Source organism: Stutzerimonas stutzeri, assembly GCF_002909485.1.
Taxonomy (GTDB): domain Bacteria; phylum Pseudomonadota; class Gammaproteobacteria; order Pseudomonadales; family Pseudomonadaceae; genus Stutzerimonas; species Stutzerimonas stutzeri_AH.
The window spans coordinates 298,940-319,379 of sequence record NZ_PPXG01000002.1 but is presented as its reverse complement, the minus strand read 5'-3'; the positions used below and the strand labels follow the sequence as shown (position 1 = coordinate 319,379).

General features: G+C 57.6%; 22 protein-coding genes. 8 read left to right on the top strand and 14 right to left on the bottom strand.

The window, feature by feature from the left end:
• Positions 1–80 precede the first annotated feature (80 nt).
• From CXK91_RS05105 to CXK91_RS05090, 4 genes are all read left to right on the top strand, one after another.
• Entirely contained in the window at positions 81–1,877 is a 1,797-nt protein-coding gene (locus tag CXK91_RS05105; protein ID WP_103455220.1) for a penicillin-binding protein activator, read from the top strand.
• Entirely contained in the window at positions 1,874–2,236 is a 363-nt protein-coding gene (locus CXK91_RS05100; protein WP_103455219.1) for a YraN family protein, read from the top strand. Before CXK91_RS05105 ends, CXK91_RS05100 begins: the two co-directional genes overlap by 4 nt.
• A gap of 107 nt (positions 2,237–2,343) precedes the next feature.
• Positions 2,344–2,937 (top strand): phosphoheptose isomerase, encoded by a 594-nt coding sequence (locus CXK91_RS05095; protein ID WP_103455218.1) that lies wholly within the window; start codon positions 2,344–2,346, stop codon positions 2,935–2,937.
• A complete protein-coding gene (locus CXK91_RS05090; protein ID WP_003281177.1) occupies positions 2,934–3,512 on the top strand; it encodes a BON domain-containing protein in 579 nt (192 codons plus the stop codon). Before CXK91_RS05095 ends, CXK91_RS05090 begins: the two co-directional genes overlap by 4 nt.
• A 48-nt stretch (positions 3,513–3,560) precedes the next feature.
• Here the strand turns inward: CXK91_RS05090 and CXK91_RS05085 are convergent, their stop codons facing one another.
• From CXK91_RS05085 to rplM, 7 genes are all read right to left on the bottom strand, one after another.
• Positions 3,561–3,965, bottom strand: coding sequence for a ClpXP protease specificity-enhancing factor (locus CXK91_RS05085; protein ID WP_003281178.1), 405 nt, complete (start codon positions 3,963–3,965; stop codon positions 3,561–3,563).
• 14 nt (positions 3,966–3,979) lie between these two features.
• Positions 3,980–4,597, bottom strand: a complete 618-nt coding sequence (locus CXK91_RS05080) for a glutathione S-transferase N-terminal domain-containing protein (RefSeq protein ID WP_103455217.1) — start codon at positions 4,595–4,597, stop codon at positions 3,980–3,982.
• 88 nt (positions 4,598–4,685) lie between these two features.
• On the bottom strand, positions 4,686–5,465 hold the full coding sequence (locus tag CXK91_RS05075; RefSeq protein WP_003302793.1) for a cytochrome c1: 780 nt from the start codon (positions 5,463–5,465) through the stop codon (positions 4,686–4,688).
• Positions 5,465–6,676: a cytochrome b gene (locus tag CXK91_RS05070; RefSeq protein ID WP_003302794.1), complete on the bottom strand. Its 1,212-nt coding sequence runs from the start codon at positions 6,674–6,676 to the stop codon at positions 5,465–5,467. Before CXK91_RS05070 ends, CXK91_RS05075 begins: the two co-directional genes overlap by 1 nt.
• Complete coding sequence (petA, locus tag CXK91_RS05065; protein ID WP_014821354.1) at positions 6,676–7,269, bottom strand: ubiquinol-cytochrome c reductase iron-sulfur subunit; 594 nt, start codon at positions 7,267–7,269, stop codon at positions 6,676–6,678. Before petA ends, CXK91_RS05070 begins: the two co-directional genes overlap by 1 nt.
• Before the next feature lie 253 nt (positions 7,270–7,522).
• Positions 7,523–7,915, bottom strand: coding sequence for a 30S ribosomal protein S9 (rpsI, locus tag CXK91_RS05060; RefSeq protein WP_003281187.1), 393 nt, complete (start codon positions 7,913–7,915; stop codon positions 7,523–7,525).
• A 14-nt stretch (positions 7,916–7,929) separates the two neighbouring features.
• Entirely contained in the window at positions 7,930–8,358 is a 429-nt protein-coding gene (gene rplM / locus CXK91_RS05055; RefSeq protein ID WP_003281188.1) for a 50S ribosomal protein L13, read from the bottom strand.
• Positions 8,359–8,795: 437 nt separating this feature from the next.
• Between rplM and CXK91_RS05050 the strand changes: the two genes are divergently transcribed.
• Entirely contained in the window at positions 8,796–9,833 is a 1,038-nt protein-coding gene (locus CXK91_RS05050; protein ID WP_058063883.1) for an NADP(H)-dependent aldo-keto reductase, read from the top strand.
• Between the two features lie 67 nt (positions 9,834–9,900).
• The gene (locus CXK91_RS05045) at positions 9,901–10,581 is read left to right on the top strand and encodes an energy-coupling factor ABC transporter permease (RefSeq protein ID WP_003281192.1); all 681 of its coding nucleotides are present in this window, start codon (positions 9,901–9,903) and stop codon (positions 10,579–10,581) included.
• Between the two features lie 30 nt (positions 10,582–10,611).
• Here CXK91_RS05045 and yacG read toward each other — a convergent pair whose 3' ends face one another.
• The 5 genes from yacG to pilB form a co-directional block, all read right to left on the bottom strand.
• A complete protein-coding gene (gene yacG, locus CXK91_RS05040; RefSeq protein WP_003281194.1) occupies positions 10,612–10,806 on the bottom strand; it encodes a DNA gyrase inhibitor YacG in 195 nt (64 codons plus the stop codon).
• Positions 10,803–11,411 (bottom strand): dephospho-CoA kinase, encoded by a 609-nt coding sequence (gene coaE, locus CXK91_RS05035; protein ID WP_103455216.1) that lies wholly within the window; start codon positions 11,409–11,411, stop codon positions 10,803–10,805. The genes yacG and coaE overlap by 4 nt, the downstream gene beginning before the upstream one ends.
• Before the next feature lie 157 nt (positions 11,412–11,568).
• On the bottom strand, positions 11,569–12,438 hold the full coding sequence (locus CXK91_RS05030) for a prepilin peptidase (protein ID WP_103455215.1): 870 nt from the start codon (positions 12,436–12,438) through the stop codon (positions 11,569–11,571).
• Between the two features lie 2 nt (positions 12,439–12,440).
• A complete protein-coding gene (locus CXK91_RS05025; protein ID WP_103455214.1) occupies positions 12,441–13,658 on the bottom strand; it encodes a type II secretion system F family protein in 1,218 nt (405 codons plus the stop codon).
• A gap of 1 nt (position 13,659) precedes the next feature.
• On the bottom strand, positions 13,660–15,363 hold the full coding sequence (pilB, locus tag CXK91_RS05020) for a type IV-A pilus assembly ATPase PilB (RefSeq protein WP_103455213.1): 1,704 nt from the start codon (positions 15,361–15,363) through the stop codon (positions 13,660–13,662).
• A gap of 312 nt (positions 15,364–15,675) precedes the next feature.
• On the opposite strand from pilB, the gene CXK91_RS05015 reads away from it, so the two are divergent.
• Both CXK91_RS05015 and CXK91_RS05010 read left to right on the top strand, forming a co-directional pair.
• On the top strand, positions 15,676–16,125 hold the full coding sequence (locus CXK91_RS05015; RefSeq protein WP_103455212.1) for a pilin: 450 nt from the start codon (positions 15,676–15,678) through the stop codon (positions 16,123–16,125).
• Positions 16,126–16,689: 564 nt separating this feature from the next.
• Complete coding sequence (locus tag CXK91_RS05010) at positions 16,690–17,244, top strand: REP-associated tyrosine transposase (protein ID WP_103455211.1); 555 nt, start codon at positions 16,690–16,692, stop codon at positions 17,242–17,244.
• 242 nt (positions 17,245–17,486) lie between these two features.
• Here CXK91_RS05010 and cysN read toward each other — a convergent pair whose 3' ends face one another.
• A complete protein-coding gene (gene cysN, locus CXK91_RS05005; protein WP_103455210.1) occupies positions 17,487–19,385 on the bottom strand; it encodes a sulfate adenylyltransferase subunit CysN in 1,899 nt (632 codons plus the stop codon).
• An 11-nt stretch (positions 19,386–19,396) separates the two neighbouring features.
• Complete coding sequence (gene cysD, locus CXK91_RS05000) at positions 19,397–20,314, bottom strand: sulfate adenylyltransferase subunit CysD (RefSeq protein WP_014821370.1); 918 nt, start codon at positions 20,312–20,314, stop codon at positions 19,397–19,399.
• Positions 20,315–20,440: the final 126 nt, after the last annotated feature.

Genomic DNA, 20,440 nt, shown 5'->3' with positions numbered 1-20,440 from the left:
ACCGTCGCAACATCGCGGCCACTTCAGTGCTTGGGTACAATCCGCAAACACTCGCCAGTGCTTTCAGGAACGATCAAACAATGGCCTGCCTACGTCCTCTCCTACTACTCTGCCTCGCTGCCATGCTTGCAGCTTGCGCCAGCTCCCCATCCTCCACCTTGGGCGAGCTTCCTCGCACCCCGCAAGCAACCACTCAACAGCTCCTGGAAAAAGCCAGCCAGAGCGACCCAGAACAAGCTGCTCAGCTGCGCCTCGCGGCAGCAGATCAGAGCATGCAGCAGGGCAACACCGCGCAGGCGCAGAACATTCTGCGGCAAGTTCCCCTGGATGGATTGATGCCGGCGCAGCAAATCTTTGCACTGACCCTGCAAGGCGAGATCGCACTGGCTAACGGGGAGCCAGAGAAGGCTGAACAGTCATTTCAGCACCCTGCATTCGAACGTCTCGGCGAACTTCCGGTGGCACAGCAAATCCGTAGCCAGCTCGCTCGCGCTGCCGCACTGGAAGCCACTAACAAACCTCTTGCCGCAGCGCGCGAACGCGTTTTCACCGCTCCACTGCTGAGTGGCGAACAAGCCAAGACGAACCACGAAGCGATCTGGAAGCTGATTTCCGCCCTCCCCGAAAAACAACTACAAGGCGCCACGGACACCGATCTGGCCGGCTGGCAGGCGCTTGCCCTGTCATTGAAGCGGGCGGGCACCGTCGCCCAGCAACAGCGTGCCATGGACGACTGGATCGCCCAGAATCCTCAGCATCCAGCTGCGCTGCAGCTGCCGGAATCGCTACAGAAGCTACGCGAACTGGCCGACCAACCGCTGACCCATGTCGGCCTGCTGCTACCGATGGACGGCCAGCTGGCGAGCGTCGCCCGCGCCTTGCGTGATGGCTTCCTGGCCGCTCATCTGCAAGCGCAACAGGCTGGCCAAGCGCTACGCATCGAACTGTACGACAGCACCCGCATGAGCTCCATCGATGACTTCTATCGACAGGCCCAGGCAGATGGCGTGCAGCTGGTAATCGGCCCGCTAGAGAAGGATCTGGTTCGGCAACTCGGCGAACGCGACCAGCTGCCAATTACCACCCTCGCCCTCAACTACAGTGACGCAGGACAAAACACTCCACCTCAGCTGTTCCAATTTGGACTGGCTGCCGAGGATGAGGCCCGCGAAGTTGCACGCCGCGCCTGGGCAGACGGCCACCGCCGCGCCATCGCCCTTGCGCCGCGCGGGGAATGGGGCGCCCGAATCCTCGATGCATTTCGCCAGAGCTGGCAAGAGGCCGGCGGCACCCTGGTCGCAGCCGAGCCGCTGGCCGAGCCAGTGAAGCTAGCCAATCAGATCGCCGACCTGTTACAGCTGCGAAATAGCGGAAGCCGCGCAGGCAGTACCACTAGCGCATCCGCAGCCAACCAGCCATCTCGCCGCCAGGACGTTGACTTCATCTTCCTGGCCGCAACTCCGCAGCAAGCTCAGCAAGTCAGACCCACGCTGATATTCCAGTACGCAGGTGACCTGCCGGTATATGCAACTTCGCACCTGCATACCGCCAGCCACAACCGCACGCAGTATCTGGACCTCGAAGGCATCCGCTTTGCCGAAACCCCCTGGCTGCTGGATGACCAGCTACCACTGCGCCGGGAGGTCGAACAGAAGTGGCCGCAGGCCGGTGGAAGCCTGGGGCGTCTCTACGCCATGGGGGCTGATGCTTACCTTTTGGCCCCGCGCCTGAACCAGTTACTCGCACTGCCGGACACACGGCTGGAAGGACTTTCCGGCACCCTGAGTCTGAGCGCCGAGCAGCGCATCCAGCGTGAGCTGCCGTGGGCTCAGTTCCGCGATGGCATGGTGGAACGACTGGAAGACGCCCAGCAATGAGCGAAAGCCAGAGCAGTGGACGCTCTGCTGAAATGCTCGCCCTGGACCATCTACGCGACAAAGGATTGCGCCTGCTCGAACGCAACTGGTCCTGTCGCAGCGGCGAGCTCGATCTGGTCATGCTAGATGGCGATACAGTAGTATTCGTCGAAGTCCGCTACAGGCGCCACGCTGCCTGGGGCGGCGCGCTGGAGAGCGTCGACACGCGCAAGCAGCAGAAGCTGATAAAGGCAGCCCAGTTCTTCCTGCAGAAGGAAAGCCGCTGGGCTAAACATCCTTGCCGCTTCGATGTAGTCGCCATCGCCGCAGCCGGCCATACCCAGGACCTGAACTGGATCCGCAACGCATTTGATAGCTGAACGATCCATAGCGCGATTGCTGCGCTATGTCACCCAGCCCAGCGAACCGTAAGCGCATTGCCCGATCGACACCCGGACGCGCCCATCACCTTGAAGGTCAACCACCGATGGACATGCAAACCCGTATCCGCCAGCTTTTCCAGGCCAGCATCGAAACCAAACAGCAGGCCATGGAAGTGCTGGCTCCCAGCATTGAGCAAGCCGGTCAAGCAATGGTCAACGCCCTGCTGAGTGAAGGCAAAATTCTCACCTGCGGGAACGGCGGCTCAGCCGGCGATGCCCAGCACTTCTCGTCAGAGTTGCTCAATCGTTTCGAACGCGAGCGCCCCAGCCTTCCGGCAATCGCGCTAACCACCGACAGCTCAACCATCACCTCGATCGCTAACGATTACAGCTACAACGAAGTGTTCTCCAAGCAGATTCGCGCACTGGGCCAGCCAGGCGACATATTGCTGGCCATTTCCACCAGCGGTAACTCCGCCAACGTCATTCAAGCCATCCAGGCAGCGCATGATCGGGAAATGCTCGTCGTAGCGCTGACCGGTCGAGATGGCGGCGGAATGGCATCGCTGCTGTTGCCGGAAGACGTAGAGGTCCGCGTACCGGCCAAGGTCACAGCGCGAATTCAGGAAGTCCACCTGCTGGTCATCCACTGCTTGTGCGATCTGATCGACAACCAATTGTTCGGAAGTGAGGAATGAACGTGTTTCGCCTACCTGTGATCACCCTCGGACTTTGCCTGGCCGTCAGCGGCTGCAGCTCGGTACTGACTGCCACTCGCGACGATCCAATTGCCGACAACCGCGGCACCCGCACCATTGGCAGCAAGATCGACGACTCACTGATCGAAACCAAAGCCGCCGTCAACATCGCCAAGGCCCACCCCGACCTCGATAAGGCCTCGCACATTGTTGTAGCAAGCTACAACGGCGTCGTCCTCCTCGCAGGCCAAACCCCACGCGCAGAGCTCAAGGAAATGGCGGAAAAGGCCGCGAGCAGCGTGCAGCGGGTCAAGCGGGTACATAACGAGCTACAGATCCTGCAGCCTTCATCTGCGCTGGCGCGCAGCAACGACTCCTGGCTGACCACCAAGATCAAGACCCAAATGCTGGCAGACAACAACGTGCCCGGCTCACGCATCAAGATCATCACCGAAAACGGTATCGTTTATTTGTTGGGCCTGGTCACCCGCCAGGAAGGCAATCGCGCCACCAACCTCGTCCAGGGAGTCTCGGGCGTACAGCGAATCGTGAAGCTCTTCGAATACATCGACTGAGTCATCAGCGGAGCTCAGAGTTTCTGAGCTCCGGCATCTAGCACCCGCTTACTTCACCACCTTCAGACTCGGGCGCCCGCCTGGTCGCGGCCCCTCATCACCAGCCCCACCGTTATCACTCGGCGCATCATCATCCGGCGGGCTAGGCTCGATTTCGAAAACCATGCCCTGCCCATTCTCTCTGGCATAGATCGCCATAACCGCCGCGGACGGCACATTAAGCGAGTGAGCAACACCACCAAAACGCCCCTCAAAGCTGATCGCTTCATTGTCCATGTGCAAATGGCGCACAGCGCTTGGCGCAACGTTGAGCACGATCTGACCGTCGCTGGCGAAACCGGCAGGCACTTGCACCCCCGGATAATCGACGTTGACCAGCAGATGCGGCGTGCACTCGTTGTCAACGATCCACTCGTAGAGCGCTCTCACTAGATACGGGCGACTTGAGTTCATGACGACATCCTCTCTCAGCGCATGCGGCGCTCGACGGCGGAAAGACTGGCCTGGAAGGCCTCGCGGGCGAAATTGCGCTCCATGTAATCAAGCAGTGGCTTGGCTGCTCGGGGCAGCTCGATACCGAGTTTGGGCAAACGCCATAGGATAGGCAACAGACAGCAGTCGACCAGACTGATCTCGTCGCTCATGAAATAAGCCTTCTCGGTGAATATCGGGGAAACGCCCGTCAGGCTTTCGCGAAGCTCCTTACGGGCCTGCGTACGCTGTGGCTCGCTGGTACGTTGATCGAGAATGCGATCAACCAGAGAACACCAGTCACGCTGAATACGATGCACCAGTAGCCGCGTATTGGCCCGCGCCACGGGATAGACCGGCAATAGCGGCGGATGCGGATAACGCTCTTCCAGATACTCCAGAATCACTCCCGGCTCATACAGCGCCAGATCCCGATCCACCAAAGTCGGCAAGCTGCCATAGGGGTTAACCTCCGCCAACTTCACCGGGCACTGCCCTGCCTCGACATCAAGGATGTCGACGCTAACGCCCTTCTCTGCGAGCACGAGACGAACGCGATGGGAATAGTGGTCGGCGGGATCGGAGTAGCAGCCCAACCGATTGGTTGCAGCCATAGGTCCTTCCTCACTCTTTTATCTTGAAGCAGAAAAAACACGCGCGCCCAGAGGGCGCGCGCAGGGTACAGCAGTTGGAACGTGCAGCTTAGTGAACGTCTTTCCAGTACTCACGCTTGAGCAGGTAAGCGAACACGAAGAACACCGCCAGGAACAGCAGCACATAGGTACCGATGCGCTGGCTCTCCAGCTTGACCGGGTTTGCCGAATAGGCAAGGAAGGTCACCAGGTTCTTGATCTTCTCGTCATACTCGGCCTCGGAGAGCGTGCCGGTACCAGGCTCGATGACCATCTGATCGCATGCCTCTTTAGTGATCGGCGTGCCGGTCAGAGGATCAAACTGCTTGCGACCGTCTTCGACCACCTGCACCTGCTTGCAGCCCACGACGCGACGCCCCTGAAGCGGAGCCAAGACGTGCGGCATACCGACGTTCGGGAAGACCGTATTGTTGACGCCATAAGGGCGGGCCGGATCTTCGTAGAAACTGCGCATGTAGGTGTACAGCCAGTCGTTGCCGCGAACGCGAGCAACCAGGGTCAGGTCCGGCGGAGCAGCACCGAACCAGACTTTGGCGTCATCAGGCTTCATGCCGATCTTCATGTGATCGCCAAACTTGGCATCAGCAAAAACGACGTTGTCCATCATGACCTCTTCGGGAATACCGAGGTCAGTGGCAACACGCTCATAACGCTGGTACTGCGCGCTATGACAACCCATGCAGTAGTTGGCGAAAGTCTTCAGACCGTCCTGCATGGCCGCTTTGTCAGTCAGGTCGATATCGACCTTATCCAAGTGCACCTCGGTCCCTGCAGCGGAGGCAAAGACCGGCAGAATTGCAAGAATCAATGCAGCAAATTGCTTTTTCATCAGCCAGCCACCCTTTGCGGAACCACTTTGGTCTTCTCGAGCTTGGTATAGAACGGCATCAGGATGAAGTAGCCGAAGTAGATAGCAGTACATATCCGCGCGAGCAGAGTGCGCTCGGGAGTCGGTGCAAGTACGCCAAGCACGCCGAGAATGATGAAGGATACACAGAACGCCAACAGCGTTACTTTGCTCATCCAACCCTTGTACTTCATGGATTTGACCGGGCTTCGATCCAACCAGGGCAACACGAAGAGCACTGCGATCGCCGCCCCCATGGCAATGACGCCAAGCAGCTTATCCGGCACCGCACGCAGAATCGCGTAGAACGGAGTGAAGTACCAAACAGGAGCAATGTGTGCCGGAGTCTTGAACGCGTTCGCCACTTCGAAGTTCGGCTTCTCAAGGAAATAGCCGCCCATCTCAGGGAAGAAGAACACGACCGCACAGAAGACGAAGAGGAATACTACGACACCGACAATGTCTTTAACGGTGTAGTAAGGGTGGAACGGGATGCCATCGAGCGGCACGCCATTCTCATCCTTGGTCTTCTTGATATCGACACCCATCGGGTTGTTCGAGCCAACCTCGTGCAGCGCCAGGATGTGCAGAACGACCAGGCCAAGAATGACGATTGGCAGCGCGATCACGTGCAGCGCGAAGAAGCGGTTCAGCGTGATGCCTGAGATGAGGTAGTCACCGCGAATCCACTGGGTCAGGTCACCACCGATGACCGGAATGGCACCAAACAGCGAGATGATTACCTGGGCACCCCAGTAGGACATCTGTCCCCAAGGCAGCAGATAGCCCATGAAGGCCTCAGCCATGAGCGCCAGATAGATCATCATGCCGAAGATCCACACCAGCTCGCGCGGCTTCTGATAGGAGCCGTAGAGGATCCCACGGAACATATGCAGATAGACCACCACGAAGAACGCGGACGCGCCCGTGGAGTGCAGGTAGCGAATGATCCAGCCGTACTCAACGTCGCGCATGATGTATTCGACGGAGGCGAAGGCACCCTCAGCCGAAGGCTCGAAGCTCATGGTCAGCCAGATACCGGTAAGTATCTGATTGACCAGTACGAGAAGGGCCAGCGAACCGAAGAAATACAGGACGTTGAAGTTCTTGGGGGCGTAGTACTTCGAAAGATGGTCTTCCCACATCTTGGTCGCGGGAAAGCGGGCGTCGACCCATTCCATGAACTTGCTCATCAGGCGTTCTCCTGGTCCACACCGATGATGATTACATTATCGGTCTCGTACGAGTGCGGGGGCACCGGCAGGTTCAAGGGAGCTGGCTGCGACTTATAGACGCGACCGGCCATATCGTATTTGGAACCATGGCAAGGACAGAAATACCCACCAAGCCAATCGGCACCGAGATCGGCCGCAGCCACCTCAGGACGGAAGGACGGCGCACAGCCGAGGTGAGTACACAGACCGACCACCACGAGCAACTCGGGCTTGATCGACCGGTTTTTCGGATCGACATAAGCAGGTTGCTCGGAAGCCTTGGACTCAGGATCGGCTACCTGGCCGGCAACCTTCTCCAGATTTCCGAGGACCTCGTCGGTCCGACGCACGATAAATACCGGCTGACCGCGCCACTCGGCGACCATCTGCTGCCCCGGCTCGATCTTGCTGATATTTACCCTTACCGGCGCACCGGCAGCCTTGGCCTTGGCACTCGGGAACCACGATCCCACAAACGGGACCGCAGCACCCACCGCTCCTGCAGCGCCCACCACCGAAGTGGCGGCCACAAGGAAGCGACGCCGGCCTGCATTCACGCCGTCATTGCTCATTCAGTCGTCTCCCATCAGCTTCTTATGGCCTGCTTTAAAACAGGCATGTACTACGTAAAATTGAGCCGCGAAAAATTCGCCAAATGGTAAAGAAAAGACCTTCTTCTGACAAGGTAATAGCCAGTCACAAAGCCTCTCCCCCCAGACAACCTGGCCTAGCGACGCGCGACACACTGTCGCACCAACACAAAACGAGCAGAAAAAAAAACGCCCAGCTCCGAACGAAACTGGGCGTTTCTTTTGAAAGCGCGAATTAGCGCTTGGAGTACTGCGGACGCTTACGCGCTTTGCGCAGACCGACCTTCTTACGTTCAACTTCGCGAGCATCACGAGTAACGAAGCCAGCCTTACGCAGCGAGCTACGCAGCGTCTCGTCGTACGAAATCAGGGCGCGAGTAATACCGTGACGAATTGCACCAGCCTGACCACTTACACCACCACCCAGAACAGTGACGTAGATGTCGAACTTCTCGACAGTCTCAGTCAGCTCCAGAGGCTGGCGAACTACCATGCGGGCAGTTTCGCGGCCGAAGAAGTTGTCCAGCTCACGGTTGTTGATGGAGATCTTGCCAGTGCCCGGGCGCAGAAAAACGCGCGCGGTTGCAGTCTTGCGACGGCCAGTGCCGTAATTTTGAGTCGCCGACATAATGAACTATTCCGTTAAATCTTCAGTTCTTGGGGCTGCTGAGCGGTATGAGGATGGCTAGCACCCTTGTAAACCTTCAGCTTACGATACATGTCGCGACCCAGCGGGTTCTTCGGCAGCATGCCTTTGACCGCGGTCTCGATCACACGCTCGGGCGCCTTGGCAATCAACTTCTCGAAGTTGATGGACTTGATGCCACCCGGGAAACCGGAGTGAGAGTAGTACATCTTGTCAGTGGTCTTGGCACCAGTAACACGCACTTGCTCAGCATTGATCACAACGATGTAATCGCCGGTATCTACGTGAGGGGTGTATTCCGGCTTGTGCTTGCCACGCAGGCGGCTAGCGATTTCGGTTGCCAGACGACCCAGGGTCTGGCCGGCAGCGTCGACGACGAACCAGTCGCGCTTGACGGTTTCCGGTTTAGCAGTAAATGTCTTCATTCGTTATAGCCTCAGGGGCCGCCCTGAAAATAAGACGGCGAATCTTACTGAATGGTGCTCGCCCTGGCAAGACCAGGGCAGCCGGAAACAGACGCTATCGGGGGCTCGGGTCAGCGCGTCCGCTACGGCAATGATTCGGCAGGCTTGGCATCCCCTACCTTTGACTTGCGTCGACGGGCTAGGCATCCCCGGCGACAGGCTGCGGAATTATCCTGATTACCAGAAAAATAGCAACCGACATTTACTACTTCCACGCACTTATCTAGGCGGACGCCCCAGGGAAAATTTATCGCACCCTTAAGCCTCGAAGCTCGGTCCAACGCTTCAAACGAACACACGTGGCACTTCAATGCACGCAGTCACTCTCATGCTCACGAGCCGCCCATCTTCGATAACCTACCCGCTCTCCGATTCGCCCTACTGCACGAGGTACCCCCATGCAATATCGCCAACTAGGCCGCACCGACCTGAACGTCAGCGCACTCTGTTTAGGCACGATGACATGGGGCGAACAAAACACCGAAGCCCAAGCATTCACCCAGCTCGACCGCGCGAAAGCGGCCGGGATCAATTTTATCGATACGGCCGAAATGTATCCGGTCCCTCCGCGCCCGGAAACCTACGCAGCCACCGAGCGCTGCATTGGCAGCTATCTCAAGGCTCGCGGCGATCGGGCCAATTGGATTTTAGCGACCAAGATCGCCGGGCCCGGCAACGGCATCACCCACATCCGCGATGGCCATCTTAAATTCAACCGCAAACACATTCGCGCTGCGCTGGACGACAGCCTCCGCCGGCTCCAGACGGACTGGGTCGACCTCTATCAGCTGCACTGGCCTGAACGCAGCACGAACTTCTTCGGACAACTGGGCTACCAGCATCAGGAGGGCGATTTCACAGAGCTTGAAGAAACCCTGGAGGTACTAGACGAGGAAATTAAAGCCGGCAGGATTCGCCATATCGGCCTTTCAAACGAAACACCCTGGGGCACAATGAAGTATCTGCAGCTGGCCGATTCCCGTGGCTGGCCGCGCGCCGTGTCGATACAGAACCCATACAACTTACTCAACCGAAGCTTCGAAGTCGGCCTGGCCGAGATCGCCATACGCGAACAATGCGGACTGCTTGCTTACTCGCCACTTGCATTCGGCATGCTGAGTGGAAAGTACGAGAACGGGGCACGACCGGCCAATGCACGCCTTACGCTTTTTCAACGCTTCGCACGCTATAACAATCCTCAGGCAAGGGCAGCCTGCTCCCGATACGTCGCTCTAGCTCGCGAACACGGCTTGAGTCCGGCCCAGATGGCCCTCGCTTACGTCACAGCACAACCCTTCGTTACCAGCAACATCATTGGTGCCACGACGCTCGAGCAGCTTGAATCAAACATTTCCAGCATCGAGTTAGAACTGTCGGGCGAAGTGCTGAAGGAGATCGAAGCGATCCACACGGGACAGCCGAACCCTGCGCCCTGAGAGATCCAATAGTCGGGAATATTCAGCAGAAAATGACCCAGCACGACCACCGCAAAGGAGTCACGAGATGATAGCCGCTCATCTGCTCTCTCCCTCCAGCCTTCTGCTCGGCTGGCTGATTTATTCGACCGCCTTGCTCTGGGCGGTATGGCGAGCACCGTGGGTGGAATTGTTCAGTGATACACGCCGACAGCACCTCCTGTTCGGCGCAATGCTATCCATATTCCTGCTCTGGCTGGTACGTCGAGACTTCGACTCAGGTCTCTCTTTCCACTTTATTGGACTGACAGCCATAACCCTGCTGCTTGACTGGCCCCTCGCCATCATTGCAGCACTGGTCGCACAACTCGGCCTGACATTGACCGGCCACCAACATCTGGCGGCCTTAGGCATGAATGGCGTTCTGCTTGTTCTGCTTCCGGTACTGGTCACCATCGTCTGCGCACGCCAAGTCGAGCGCGCCCAGCCGCGCAACCTGTTCGTGTTTATTTTTTTCGCAGGGTTCTTCCCAGCGGCCCTCGCAGCACTGACATGCATCCTGGCGTCGCTAGGTGTGCTGCTATTTGACGGGCGCTACCCAATGCCGCCCTGGCTAGACGACTTTGCCGGATACATCTGGCTGGTAATGTTTCCCGAGGCATTTATCAATGGCACAGCCATTACGGCGCTGGTCGTCTTCTATCCTGACTGGATGGAAAGTTTCAACCATAGCCGTTACTTGCAAGCGCCTTGGAAAGAAGAGAAGTAACAAAAAGGAAACGCGAAGCCCGAAAAGAGCCTAGTGCTCACGCGGGGGCATATCGCCCGAAAACACATCATCCTCCAGCTCGTTACCTGGAATGGCATGTGCTTCGGCAGCCCAAGCGCCGAGATCAATGAGCTTGCAGCGTTCGGAGCAAAATGGCCGATTCGGGCTCTGCGGCCCCCACTCTACTGGCGCCCCACAAGTGGGGCACTCAACTGTTGCGGTCATTCCTGGCCTCCTCGCAATGTCAGATAAAAACGGTGCAAACGCTCGACCTCCACCCCAAGCCATGACAGGTCACGATCGTTCACAAGCACATCATCGGCATGCTTCAAGCGCTCTTCACGCTGAACCTGAGCGCTGAGAATGGCGCGCACCTGCTCCTCGCTGGCCTGATCACGAGCCGTCGTGCGTGCGATCTGGAGCGACTCCGGTACATCCACGACCAATACGCGACCAACCTGACGATACTGCCCGGACTCGATAAGCAGCGGTGACACCATGATTGCATAAGAAGAATCGGCAAGCGCGAGTTGCTGAGCGACCTCGGCACGAATCAAGGGATGCAGAAGCTTCTCCAGCCACTGCCGCTCAGCCGGATCGTCGAATATCCGCTGACGTAGCGTAGCCCGGTCCAGCTCACCGCTCTGCAGCAGAACATCTTCACCAAAGTGCTCAACGATCTGCTGCAGTGCTGGGCGACCAGACTCAACCACCCAGCGCGCCGCCTGGTCGGCATCGACTACATGCGCACCCAGGCTGGCGAACCGATCCGCCACAGCGGTTTTGCCGCTACCGATACCACCAGTCAATCCAAGAACCCAGGGTTTCATCCGTCAGCCACACCCCTAGCCAAGAAACAGGACGCGCAGTAGTAACCACTCAGCAAGCGAAGTGCAAGCCTGCGGCACAGGCGCCGCAGGACGGTAACACCATGAAGCTCATCATAGTTCCGCCGGCAAGAAGCTGACTCAGCCGGTCATTGATCGATTAGAAGCGTACGAACTGCAAGTAGCTTTCGGTAATCCAGTCACCCCACAGCAATGCAATCCATCCTGCGATAGCAAGGTAAGGGCCGAAAGGAATTGGCGTATTGCTTTCTGCCTTCTGCATCCGCAAGAGGATGCTACCGAGCACAGCGCCAACTACCGAGGACAGCAGGATGGTCAGCGGTAGAACCTGCCACCCGCCCCACGCACCGAGCATCGCTAGCAGCTTGAAGTCACCGTACCCCATGCCCTCCTTGCCGGTGACCAACTTGAACAGCCAGTAAACCGACCAAAGACTCAGGTACCCCGCTACCGCCCCCCATAGCGCACTTTCCAGCGGCACGAACAAACCGAAGTTATTGAGAATAAGACCGAGCCACAATAGCGGCAGCACCAATACGTCAGGCAACAACTGGTGATCGACATCGATCATGCTCATCGCCAACAAGCCCCAGGTCAGCAACAGCATCGCCCCGGCCTGCCAGGAGAAGCCGAAATGCCAGGCGACATACCCGGACAACAGCCCGCAAGCCAGCTCCACCAACGGATAACGGCAGCTGATCGGTGCCCGACAAGCCGAGCATTTGCCGCGCAGGGCCAACCAGCTGACTAAAGGAATGTTCTCCCAAGAGCGAATCCTATGATCACAGTGAGGACAGTGCGAGTTCGGCAACAGCAGGTTGAAGCGCTCGCCGGCCGGCTCCGGTGGGTACTCCAGATACTCACGCGCCTGCATACGCCAATCGCGCTGCATCATGATCGGCAGGCGGTAAATCACGACATTGAGAAAGCTGCCAACCAACAAACCAAGCAAAGCAGCACACAAAACAAAGGCCAGCACGTGGCTGGCCAGATAATCGATCAGAGTCATGCTTAAACAACAGCACCCAATTGGAAGATGGGGAGGTACATGGCGATGATCAAACCACCGACCAGCACGCCCAGCACTGCCATGATTAGCGGCTCCATCAGACTAGTCAGGCCGTCAACCATATTGTCGACCTCGTCTTCATAGAAAGTAGCAACCTTGGCCAGCATTTCATCCAGCGAACCCGACTCCTCGCCAATGGCGGTCATCTGGATCGCCATACTGGGAAAGGTGCCGGTCGTGCGCATGGAGAAATTCAACTGCATACCGCTGGAGACATCACTCTTGACCTTCATCGTGGCATTACGGAAAACCACGTTGCCTGTCGCGCCCGCCACCGAGTCCAACGCGTCCACTAACGGCACGCCTGCGGCAAAAGTAGTAGCCAGGGTACGGGCGAAACGCGCAACGGCAGATTTATAGAGGATATCCCCCACAATCGGCATCTTGAGCAGGAATCGGTCAAACGAGTTACGAAAGCGTTCGGACTTGCCGTGAGCAGTTTTGAAGGCGTACGCAGCGCCAACCATGGCAAGCAGCACCAAATGCCACCACGCCTGCAGAGCTTCAGATATGCCAATCACAAACAAGGTGAATGCAGGTAGCTCCGCACCAAAGTTGGAAAAAACATCCTGAAACTGCGGGACCACCTTGATCAGCAAAATCGCCGACACGATGATCGCAACCAGAACGACTGCGATGGGGTAATTCATCGCTTTTTTGATCTTGGCCTTCAGTGCCTCGGTTTTTTCCTTATAGGTCGCGACACGATCCAGCAGGGTTTCCAGCGAACCAGATTGCTCACCGGAATCGACCAGGTTGCAATACAGGTCGTCAAAGTATTTGGGCTGCCTGCGCAGCGCGCTGGCGAAACTGTTACCCGCCGCGACATCCTGCTTCAGGTCATCCACCAGCTTGCGCATGTTCGGGTTGTCGAAGCCCTCGCCGATGATGTCGAACGACTGGAGCAGCGGAACGCCGGCTTTCATCATGGTCGCCATCTGCCGCGTAAACAAGGCGATGTCCATCGGCTTGATCTTCTTGCCAGCACTGAACAGTGAAACCGACTTTTTGCGCACCTTCTGCGGGTTGACACCCTGCTTGCGCAGCTGCGCCTTTACCAGCGCAGGGCTGACGCCGCTCAGCTCGCCTTTGATCTTTGCGCCCTGCCTGTTCGTCCCTTCCCAGGTGAACACACTGGTCTTTATCGCTTTCTGCGCCATGTTAGTCCTTGGTCACCCGATTCACTTCTTCCAGGCTGGTCACGCCCTGCATGGCTTTAACAAGAGCCGAAGCACGCAGATCGTTGAAGCCGTCTTTACGCATCTGGGTGGAAATGTCGATGGAGTTGCCGTCTTCCATGATAATCCTGGCCAGTGCCGGCGTGTTTTTAACCACTTCATAAATACCAACACGGCCTTTGTATCCGCCTTTGCAATTTTCACAGCCTATCGGGCCGTAAATTTTGAAGGTTCCGATCTTATCGGCAGGGAAACCCTCTTCCAACATGGCCTCGCGAGGCAACTCCACTTCTTTTTTGCAACTGTTGCAAAGTTTGCGTGCCAGTCGCTGCGCAATGATCAGATTAACCGAGGTCGCAATATTGAATGCGGCCACGCCCATATTGCGAAGACGGGTCAGGGTTTCTGCAGCGCTGTTGGTATGAAGAGTCGACATGACCATGTGTCCCGTCTGCGCCGCCTTGATAGCAATCTCAGCGGTCTCCAGATCGCGGATCTCACCCACCATGATGATGTCCGGATCCTGACGCAGAAATGCGCGCAGCGCTTGGGAGAAGTCCATCCCCTGACGAGGATTGACGTTGACCTGGTTGATACCCTCAAGGTTGATCTCTACAGGATCTTCTGCGGTCGAGATATTCACATCGACCGTATTGAGGATATTCAGGCCGGTATAAAGCGATACTGTTTTGCCGGACCCGGTTGGGCCGGTTACCAGAATCATGCCCTGCGGTTGCTTCAGGGCATTCATATAAAGCTCTTTTTGATCCTCTTCATAACCCAGCGCATCAATACCCATTTGAGCACTTGAAGGATCAAGGATTCGCATCACGATCTTCTCGCCCCACAACGTGGGTAGGGTATTGACGCGAAAATCGATGGCCTTGTTCTTGGACAGCTTCATCTTGATACGGCCATCCTGCGGCTTGCGGCGTTCAGAAATGTCCAGCCCCGCCATCACCTTGAGTCGCGCAGAAATTCTCGGAGCCAGCTGGATCGGCGGCCGCGCGACCTCATGCAGAATGCCATCGGTACGAAGCCGCACGCGAAACGCCTTCTCATAAGGCTCGAAATGTAGGTCGGAAGCCCCCCCACGAATGGCGTCGAGCAGCATTTTGTTGACAAAACGAACCACGGGCGCATCGTCTGCAGCCTCGCCCGTTTCATCGCCCTTAGCATCATCAGTGACCGACTCGACATCTACGCCATCCAGATCGACATCACCCAAATCCTCCAGTCCGGTAGCACCATTGTCGTATAGCTTGTCGATTGCCTCACCGAGCTTATCGTCTTCTACCAGGATCGGCTCGATCGAAAGCCCGGTGCTGAACTGGATATCAGCAATCGACTGATGATTCGCAGGGTCGGAGATAGCGATGAACAGCTTGGTTCCACGCTTGGAAAGGGGGAGCACGCGATGCAGCTTCGCCAACTTCTCGCTAACCAGCTCCTTGGGCAGCGCCTCCTTATCCAGCGCCCCAAGGTCCAGTAATGCCACACCAAATTGTTCGAAAGCAAGCTCCGCAATGGCACGCCCCTTGGCCAACTTATTCTGAACAACATAAGTGACAAAGGGTGTTTTGCTGCGCAGCGCCTGAGCCTGTGCCTGCTGCGCCGTTCTCTCGTCTAGCACACCAGCACCAACCATCTGCCGTGCCAGTCCGGATAGAGAAATGTTCTCGCTCATAAGGGCCTCGCCTTGTTCTAAGCCCGCCTTATAGCGCGAAAGCCTTCGACTGCAAACATGCGCGACGCAGAGTGCCGCTATTGGTCACATAACGCCCCAGCGGTTAACCAATGCGCGGTACGTGCCAACGCTCCTCTCTCACAGGATCGATGCGCTTTGCTCTCTGCCAGCAGAGCTAGCCCTCAGAAAGGCGCACAAGCATTGAAGTCCATCACACTCTGCGACGCTCGACTTTTGCCGAGGGGCAATCTGGCACGCCAACTGCTTTATCTCCGCTAGGCTCATAGCCTTAACACATTAAAGGAGAATCACATGAAAGCTCAGATGCAAAAGGGTTTTACCCTGATCGAATTGATGATCGTTGTGGCGATTATCGGTATTTTGGCTGCTGTGGCGATTCCGCAGTATCAGGATTACACCCAGCGCGCTCAAATGTCTGAAGCGTTTACGATGACCGCCGCAGCAAAAACAGCTATTGCTGAATTCGCTCAGTCAAACGGCGCTTACCCAGCTACGGCTGATTTGACCGATCTCGGAATCGCAACAATTACTGGTCAGTACGGATCTGCCGCTGTTACTGAAAGCACTGGCGTCATTACTATCACCATGGCTGCTGCCGGCGTTGTAGGAGCAGATATAGCAGGGAAAGCCGTCACTCTGACCCCGCCGACACTAGCTGGTCTCACTGGCGCATTTACTTGGACGTGCGCGAGCACACAGATCAAGCAAAAGTTCCTTCCCAAGAATTGCACAGGTAGCTGATTGCGCTGAGCCCTGTAGCCTGTATGGCGGGGTGCAATCCGCGCGGTTATACACAACGCCTGACCGGAACCCAGAACCCTACCCTGACACGGCAGGGTTCTGTTTTTTCTGCATCGGCTCACATGGCCAACACGGTAAGGCGGATCGATTCGTAACCGCGGTACGGCGGATCGATTCGTACGATGGATTAGCGAAGCGTAATCCGTCATTCATCGCGAAACTACTGTACCCGCTATAGCAAACTCAACGCCTCGCCTTTGTGCGGGGCGTTGAGTTTGCAGTTTCGTAGGATGGTATCGCCAGAGGCGCTTCCATCGTTTCCCGCAGATGGGCCACGTCTCCCAGATACCGAAATCGCTCCGACCTTCCCGATCGCCGGAATACGCCTTCGGCTATTCCAACCTACACCGGCTGGGCACCGCATCGTGGTATGGCGATACTGCGGATCGCTTTTCGTAGGATGGAATCGCCGAAGGCGCCTCCGTCGTTTACCGCGGATTGGCACACATCGCCGGTAACTGATCCAGCCTACACTTCGGGTCCGTAAAAGTCGGAGAGGCATGGATGCCTAACTATCGTCGCGCCCTCGCGCCAGGGGCGAGCTGGTTTTTCACTGTGAATCTGTTGGAGCGCCGCGGCAACGATCTGCTGGTGCGGCATATCGACCTGCTACGGGCTTCAGTCCGCCGCGTGCATCGGCTCCATCCATTCACCATTGATGCCTGGGCGGTGCTGCCCGAGCATATGCATTGTGTCTGGACACTACCGCCGGGTGACGCGGCCTATCCTCTGCGCTGGCGGTTGATCAAAACTTTCTTCTCCCGCACGTTGCCTCCTGACGAATATCGGTCAGCAGTGCGCCTGCAGAGGGGCGAGCGCGGTATCTGGCAGCGCCGTTACTGGGAACACTTCATCCGTAATGAAGACGACTTCAGACGACACGTCGACTACGTATACGTCAACCCGCTCAAGCATGGCCTGGTTCGGCGCGTAAGGGATTGGCCCTATTCGAGTTTTCATCGTGACGTTCGTGCGGGACTGTACCCTGCCGACTGGGCGGGCGACCCGAAGCTTTTGGTGCCAGGAAATAACCGCAGTATCGCGGGTCGCTTTTCGTAGGATGGAATCGCCAAAGGCGCTTCCGTCGTTTGCCGCGAAACGACTGCGGCCTTTCTCCCTAACACCGCAACTTCACCCACCCTGAACGTCGGATTACGCCTTCGGCTAATCCAACCTACGTTGGCAGGGCGTCGCAGATCGCCGGAGCGCTGGGCAAGACTAATCGGCGAAGCGCCTTCCGCTAACTGTGCTCAAACAAAAACGCCCTGCATAAGCAGGACGTTTATTGTCATACGGTCGCGTTAAATAACGCCACGCTCACGCAGCAGCTCCATAACCATCTTCACGCCATCGTCCAGTGACGACGTTTCGCTGTCCACCACCAGATCAGCATTCCCCGGCACATCGTAAGGGAAGGACTCGCCCGGAATGTTATCCCCCCCGGCCGCATACAACCCCTGCGGATCGCGTTGACGGCAGGCTTGCGGGGAGGCCTGGATATAGACGGTGATCAGGCGTTCGTCGCCAATCAGTGCCTTGGCCTGCTCGCGGCCTTCGGTGTCTGGCGCGACGAACGCGGCCAGAGTGATCAGACCCGCCTCATTGAACTGCCGGGCAACATGAGCGGCGCGGCGCCAGTTTTCGGTGCGGCCGGCACGGTCCTGCGGTAGGCCTTTGTTGAGGTCGTGGCGAAGGTTCTGGCCGTCGAGGACGTAAACCGCGCGGCCCATATCGAACAGCTTGCGCTCCACCGCATAAGCCAGCGTGCTCTTGCCAGCGCCAGAAAGCCCGGTAAACAGCACGGTCGCCGGTTGTTGGCCGAAGCGAGTGGCGCGATCTTCGGTAGACACGTGCGCCAGCGCACCGTGATGACCGCCCGATCCATGGGCAACCGGTTCGGCGATGATCATGCCGGCGCCGACGGTGCCATTGGTGAGGCGATCAATGACGATAAAGGCACCGGTGGTGCGGTTCTGCGCGTAGCCATCGAGCGCGATAGGCGCATCCAGGCTGACCTTGACCTTACCGATCTCGTTGAGCTGCAGACTGCTCGCAGCGCCCTTCTCCAGCGTATTCACATCCACCTTGTGGGCGATGCTGGCAATCGAGCCCGGCACGTAGCTGGTGGCACGCTTGATGTCGTACTTTTTGCCCGGCAGCATCGGCTCTTCGCCCATCCACACCAGCATTGCCTCGAAGCTGTCGGCGATACGTGGGCGACTGTCCGCATGTACCAGCATGTCGCCGCGCGAGACATCGATTTCGTCTTCCAGCGTCAGGGTGACGGCTTCACCCGGCGTCGCCTGCTCGAGCTCGCCATCGAAGGTGACGATGGACTTCACCCGGCTGGTCTTGCCGGACGGCAGCACAGCGATTTCGTCACCCTTGCGCACGATACCGCTGGCCAAGGTGCCGGCGAAGCCGCGGAAGTTCAGATTCGGGCGGTTGACGTACTGCACCGGGAAGCGCAGGTCATCGAAGTTACGGTCGCCGGCGATCTCAACGCTCTCGAGAATCTCCATCAGCGACTGCCCCTCATACCAAGGCGCACGTTCGCTGCGATTGACCACGTTGTCGCCCTTCAGCGCCGACATCGGCACAAAGTGCAGAGACGACGGCTTGAGTTCGATGCGATCGGCAAATGCCAGATAGTCGGCCTTGATCTTCTCGAACACGTCCTGATCGAAGTTCATCAGGTCCATCTTGTTGATGGCGACGACGATATGCTTGATGCCCAGCAACGAGGTGATGAAGCTGTGGCGCTTGGTCTGGGTCTGCACGCCGTAACGGGCATCAACCAGAATGATCGCCAGGTCGCAGGTCGATGCACCGGTCGCCATGTTGCGCGTGTACTGCTCGTGGCCTGGCGTGTCGGCAATGATGAATTTGCGCTTGGCGGTGCTGAAGTAACGGTAGGCCACATCGATGGTGATGCCCTGCTCGCGCTCAGCCTGCAGGCCGTCAACCAGCAGCGCCAGGTCGACGTCTTCGCCAGTGGTACCGACCTTCTTGGAGTCGCGGGTGATCGCTTCGAGGTGATCTTCGTAGATCATCTTCGAGTCGTGCAGCAGACGGCCGATCAGCGTGCTCTTGCCGTCATCGACGTTGCCGCAGGTCAGGAAACGCAGGAGTTCCTTGCGCTCGTGTTGCGCCAGGTAGGCGAGGATGTCCTCGCTGATCAGTTCGGATTGGTGACTCATGATGCGTTTCCTTAGAAATAACCCTGGCGTTTCTTTTCTTCCATCGAGCCGGTGGCGTCATGGTCGATGACGCGCCCCTGACGTTCGGAAGTACGGGTCAGGAGCATCTCCTGGATGATTTCCGGCAGGCTGGTCGCGGTCGACTCGACCGCACCGGTGAGCGGGTAGCAGCCGAGGGTGCGGAAGCGGACCATGCGTTTTTCGATGCGCCCTTTTTCCTCATCGGTGAGGTGCTCGAGAATCCGCTCATCGTCGATCATGATCAGCGTGCCGTTCTTCTCGATGACTTCCCGCTCGGCAGCGAAGTACAGCGGCACGATCGGGATCTGCTCGAGGTAGATGTATTGCCAGATGTCCAACTCAGTCCAGTTGGAGAGCGGGAACACGCGGATCGACTCGCCCTTCTTGACCTTGCCGTTGTAGAGATTCCACAGCTCAGGGCGCTGGTTCTTCGGATCCCAGCGGTGCTTGCTGTCACGGAAGGAGTAGACACGTTCCTTGGCGCGGGATTTTTCCTCGTCGCGACGGGCACCACCGAAGGCAGCGTCGAAGCCGTACTTGTCCAGCGCCTGCTTGAGTCCTTCGGTCTTCATGACATCGGTGTGCTTGGCACTGCCGTAGGTGAAGGGATTCATATCCTGCGCCACGCCCTCAGGGTTGATGTGCGTGATCAGCTCAAGCCCCATCTCCTCCACCATCTTGGTGCGGAAGCTGTACATCTCCTGGAATTTCCAGCGCGTGTCGACATGCAGCACCGGGAACGGCAGCTTGCCAGGGAAGAAGGCCTTGCGCGCCAGGTGCAGCATTACGGCCGAATCTTTGCCAATGGAATACAGCATCACCGGGTTGCCGAACTCTGCAGCGACCTCACGAATGATATGGATGCTTTCCGCCTCCAGCTGTTTCAGATGCGTCAGTTTGTCGACCATGGCTACTCACGATTTGGCAGATGGACGGCCGGCCGGCCGTGGAATGGGCGCAACTCTAGCACGACCTTCCATTCTAATCAGGCCGCCTTTTAGATCTAAAAGCTATAGATTTATATCGAGTAGCAG

Coding starts and splice junctions, on each gene's coding strand:
- CXK91_RS05105 (WP_103455220.1), top strand. CDS start 81: ATGGCCTGCCTACGTCCTCTCCTACTACTCTGCCTCGCTGCCATGCTT.
- CXK91_RS05100 (WP_103455219.1), top strand. CDS start 1,874: ATGAGCGAAAGCCAGAGCAGTGGACGCTCTGCTGAAATGCTCGCCCTG.
- CXK91_RS05095 (WP_103455218.1), top strand. CDS start 2,344: ATGGACATGCAAACCCGTATCCGCCAGCTTTTCCAGGCCAGCATCGAA.
- CXK91_RS05090 (WP_003281177.1), top strand. CDS start 2,934: ATGAACGTGTTTCGCCTACCTGTGATCACCCTCGGACTTTGCCTGGCC.
- CXK91_RS05085 (WP_003281178.1), bottom strand. CDS start 3,965: ATGAACTCAAGTCGCCCGTATCTAGTGAGAGCGCTCTACGAGTGGATC.
- CXK91_RS05080 (WP_103455217.1), bottom strand. CDS start 4,597: ATGGCTGCAACCAATCGGTTGGGCTGCTACTCCGATCCCGCCGACCAC.
- CXK91_RS05075 (WP_003302793.1), bottom strand. CDS start 5,465: ATGAAAAAGCAATTTGCTGCATTGATTCTTGCAATTCTGCCGGTCTTT.
- CXK91_RS05070 (WP_003302794.1), bottom strand. CDS start 6,676: ATGAGCAAGTTCATGGAATGGGTCGACGCCCGCTTTCCCGCGACCAAG.
- petA (WP_014821354.1), bottom strand. CDS start 7,269: ATGAGCAATGACGGCGTGAATGCAGGCCGGCGTCGCTTCCTTGTGGCC.
- rpsI (WP_003281187.1), bottom strand. CDS start 7,915: ATGTCGGCGACTCAAAATTACGGCACTGGCCGTCGCAAGACTGCAACC.
- rplM (WP_003281188.1), bottom strand. CDS start 8,358: ATGAAGACATTTACTGCTAAACCGGAAACCGTCAAGCGCGACTGGTTC.
- CXK91_RS05050 (WP_058063883.1), top strand. CDS start 8,796: ATGCAATATCGCCAACTAGGCCGCACCGACCTGAACGTCAGCGCACTC.
- CXK91_RS05045 (WP_003281192.1), top strand. CDS start 9,901: ATGATAGCCGCTCATCTGCTCTCTCCCTCCAGCCTTCTGCTCGGCTGG.
- yacG (WP_003281194.1), bottom strand. CDS start 10,806: ATGACCGCAACAGTTGAGTGCCCCACTTGTGGGGCGCCAGTAGAGTGG.
- coaE (WP_103455216.1), bottom strand. CDS start 11,411: ATGAAACCCTGGGTTCTTGGATTGACTGGTGGTATCGGTAGCGGCAAA.
- CXK91_RS05030 (WP_103455215.1), bottom strand. CDS start 12,438: ATGACTCTGATCGATTATCTGGCCAGCCACGTGCTGGCCTTTGTTTTG.
- CXK91_RS05025 (WP_103455214.1), bottom strand. CDS start 13,658: ATGGCGCAGAAAGCGATAAAGACCAGTGTGTTCACCTGGGAAGGGACG.
- pilB (WP_103455213.1), bottom strand. CDS start 15,363: ATGAGCGAGAACATTTCTCTATCCGGACTGGCACGGCAGATGGTTGGT.
- CXK91_RS05015 (WP_103455212.1), top strand. CDS start 15,676: ATGAAAGCTCAGATGCAAAAGGGTTTTACCCTGATCGAATTGATGATC.
- CXK91_RS05010 (WP_103455211.1), top strand. CDS start 16,690: ATGCCTAACTATCGTCGCGCCCTCGCGCCAGGGGCGAGCTGGTTTTTC.
- cysN (WP_103455210.1), bottom strand. CDS start 19,385: ATGAGTCACCAATCCGAACTGATCAGCGAGGACATCCTCGCCTACCTG.
- cysD (WP_014821370.1), bottom strand. CDS start 20,314: ATGGTCGACAAACTGACGCATCTGAAACAGCTGGAGGCGGAAAGCATC.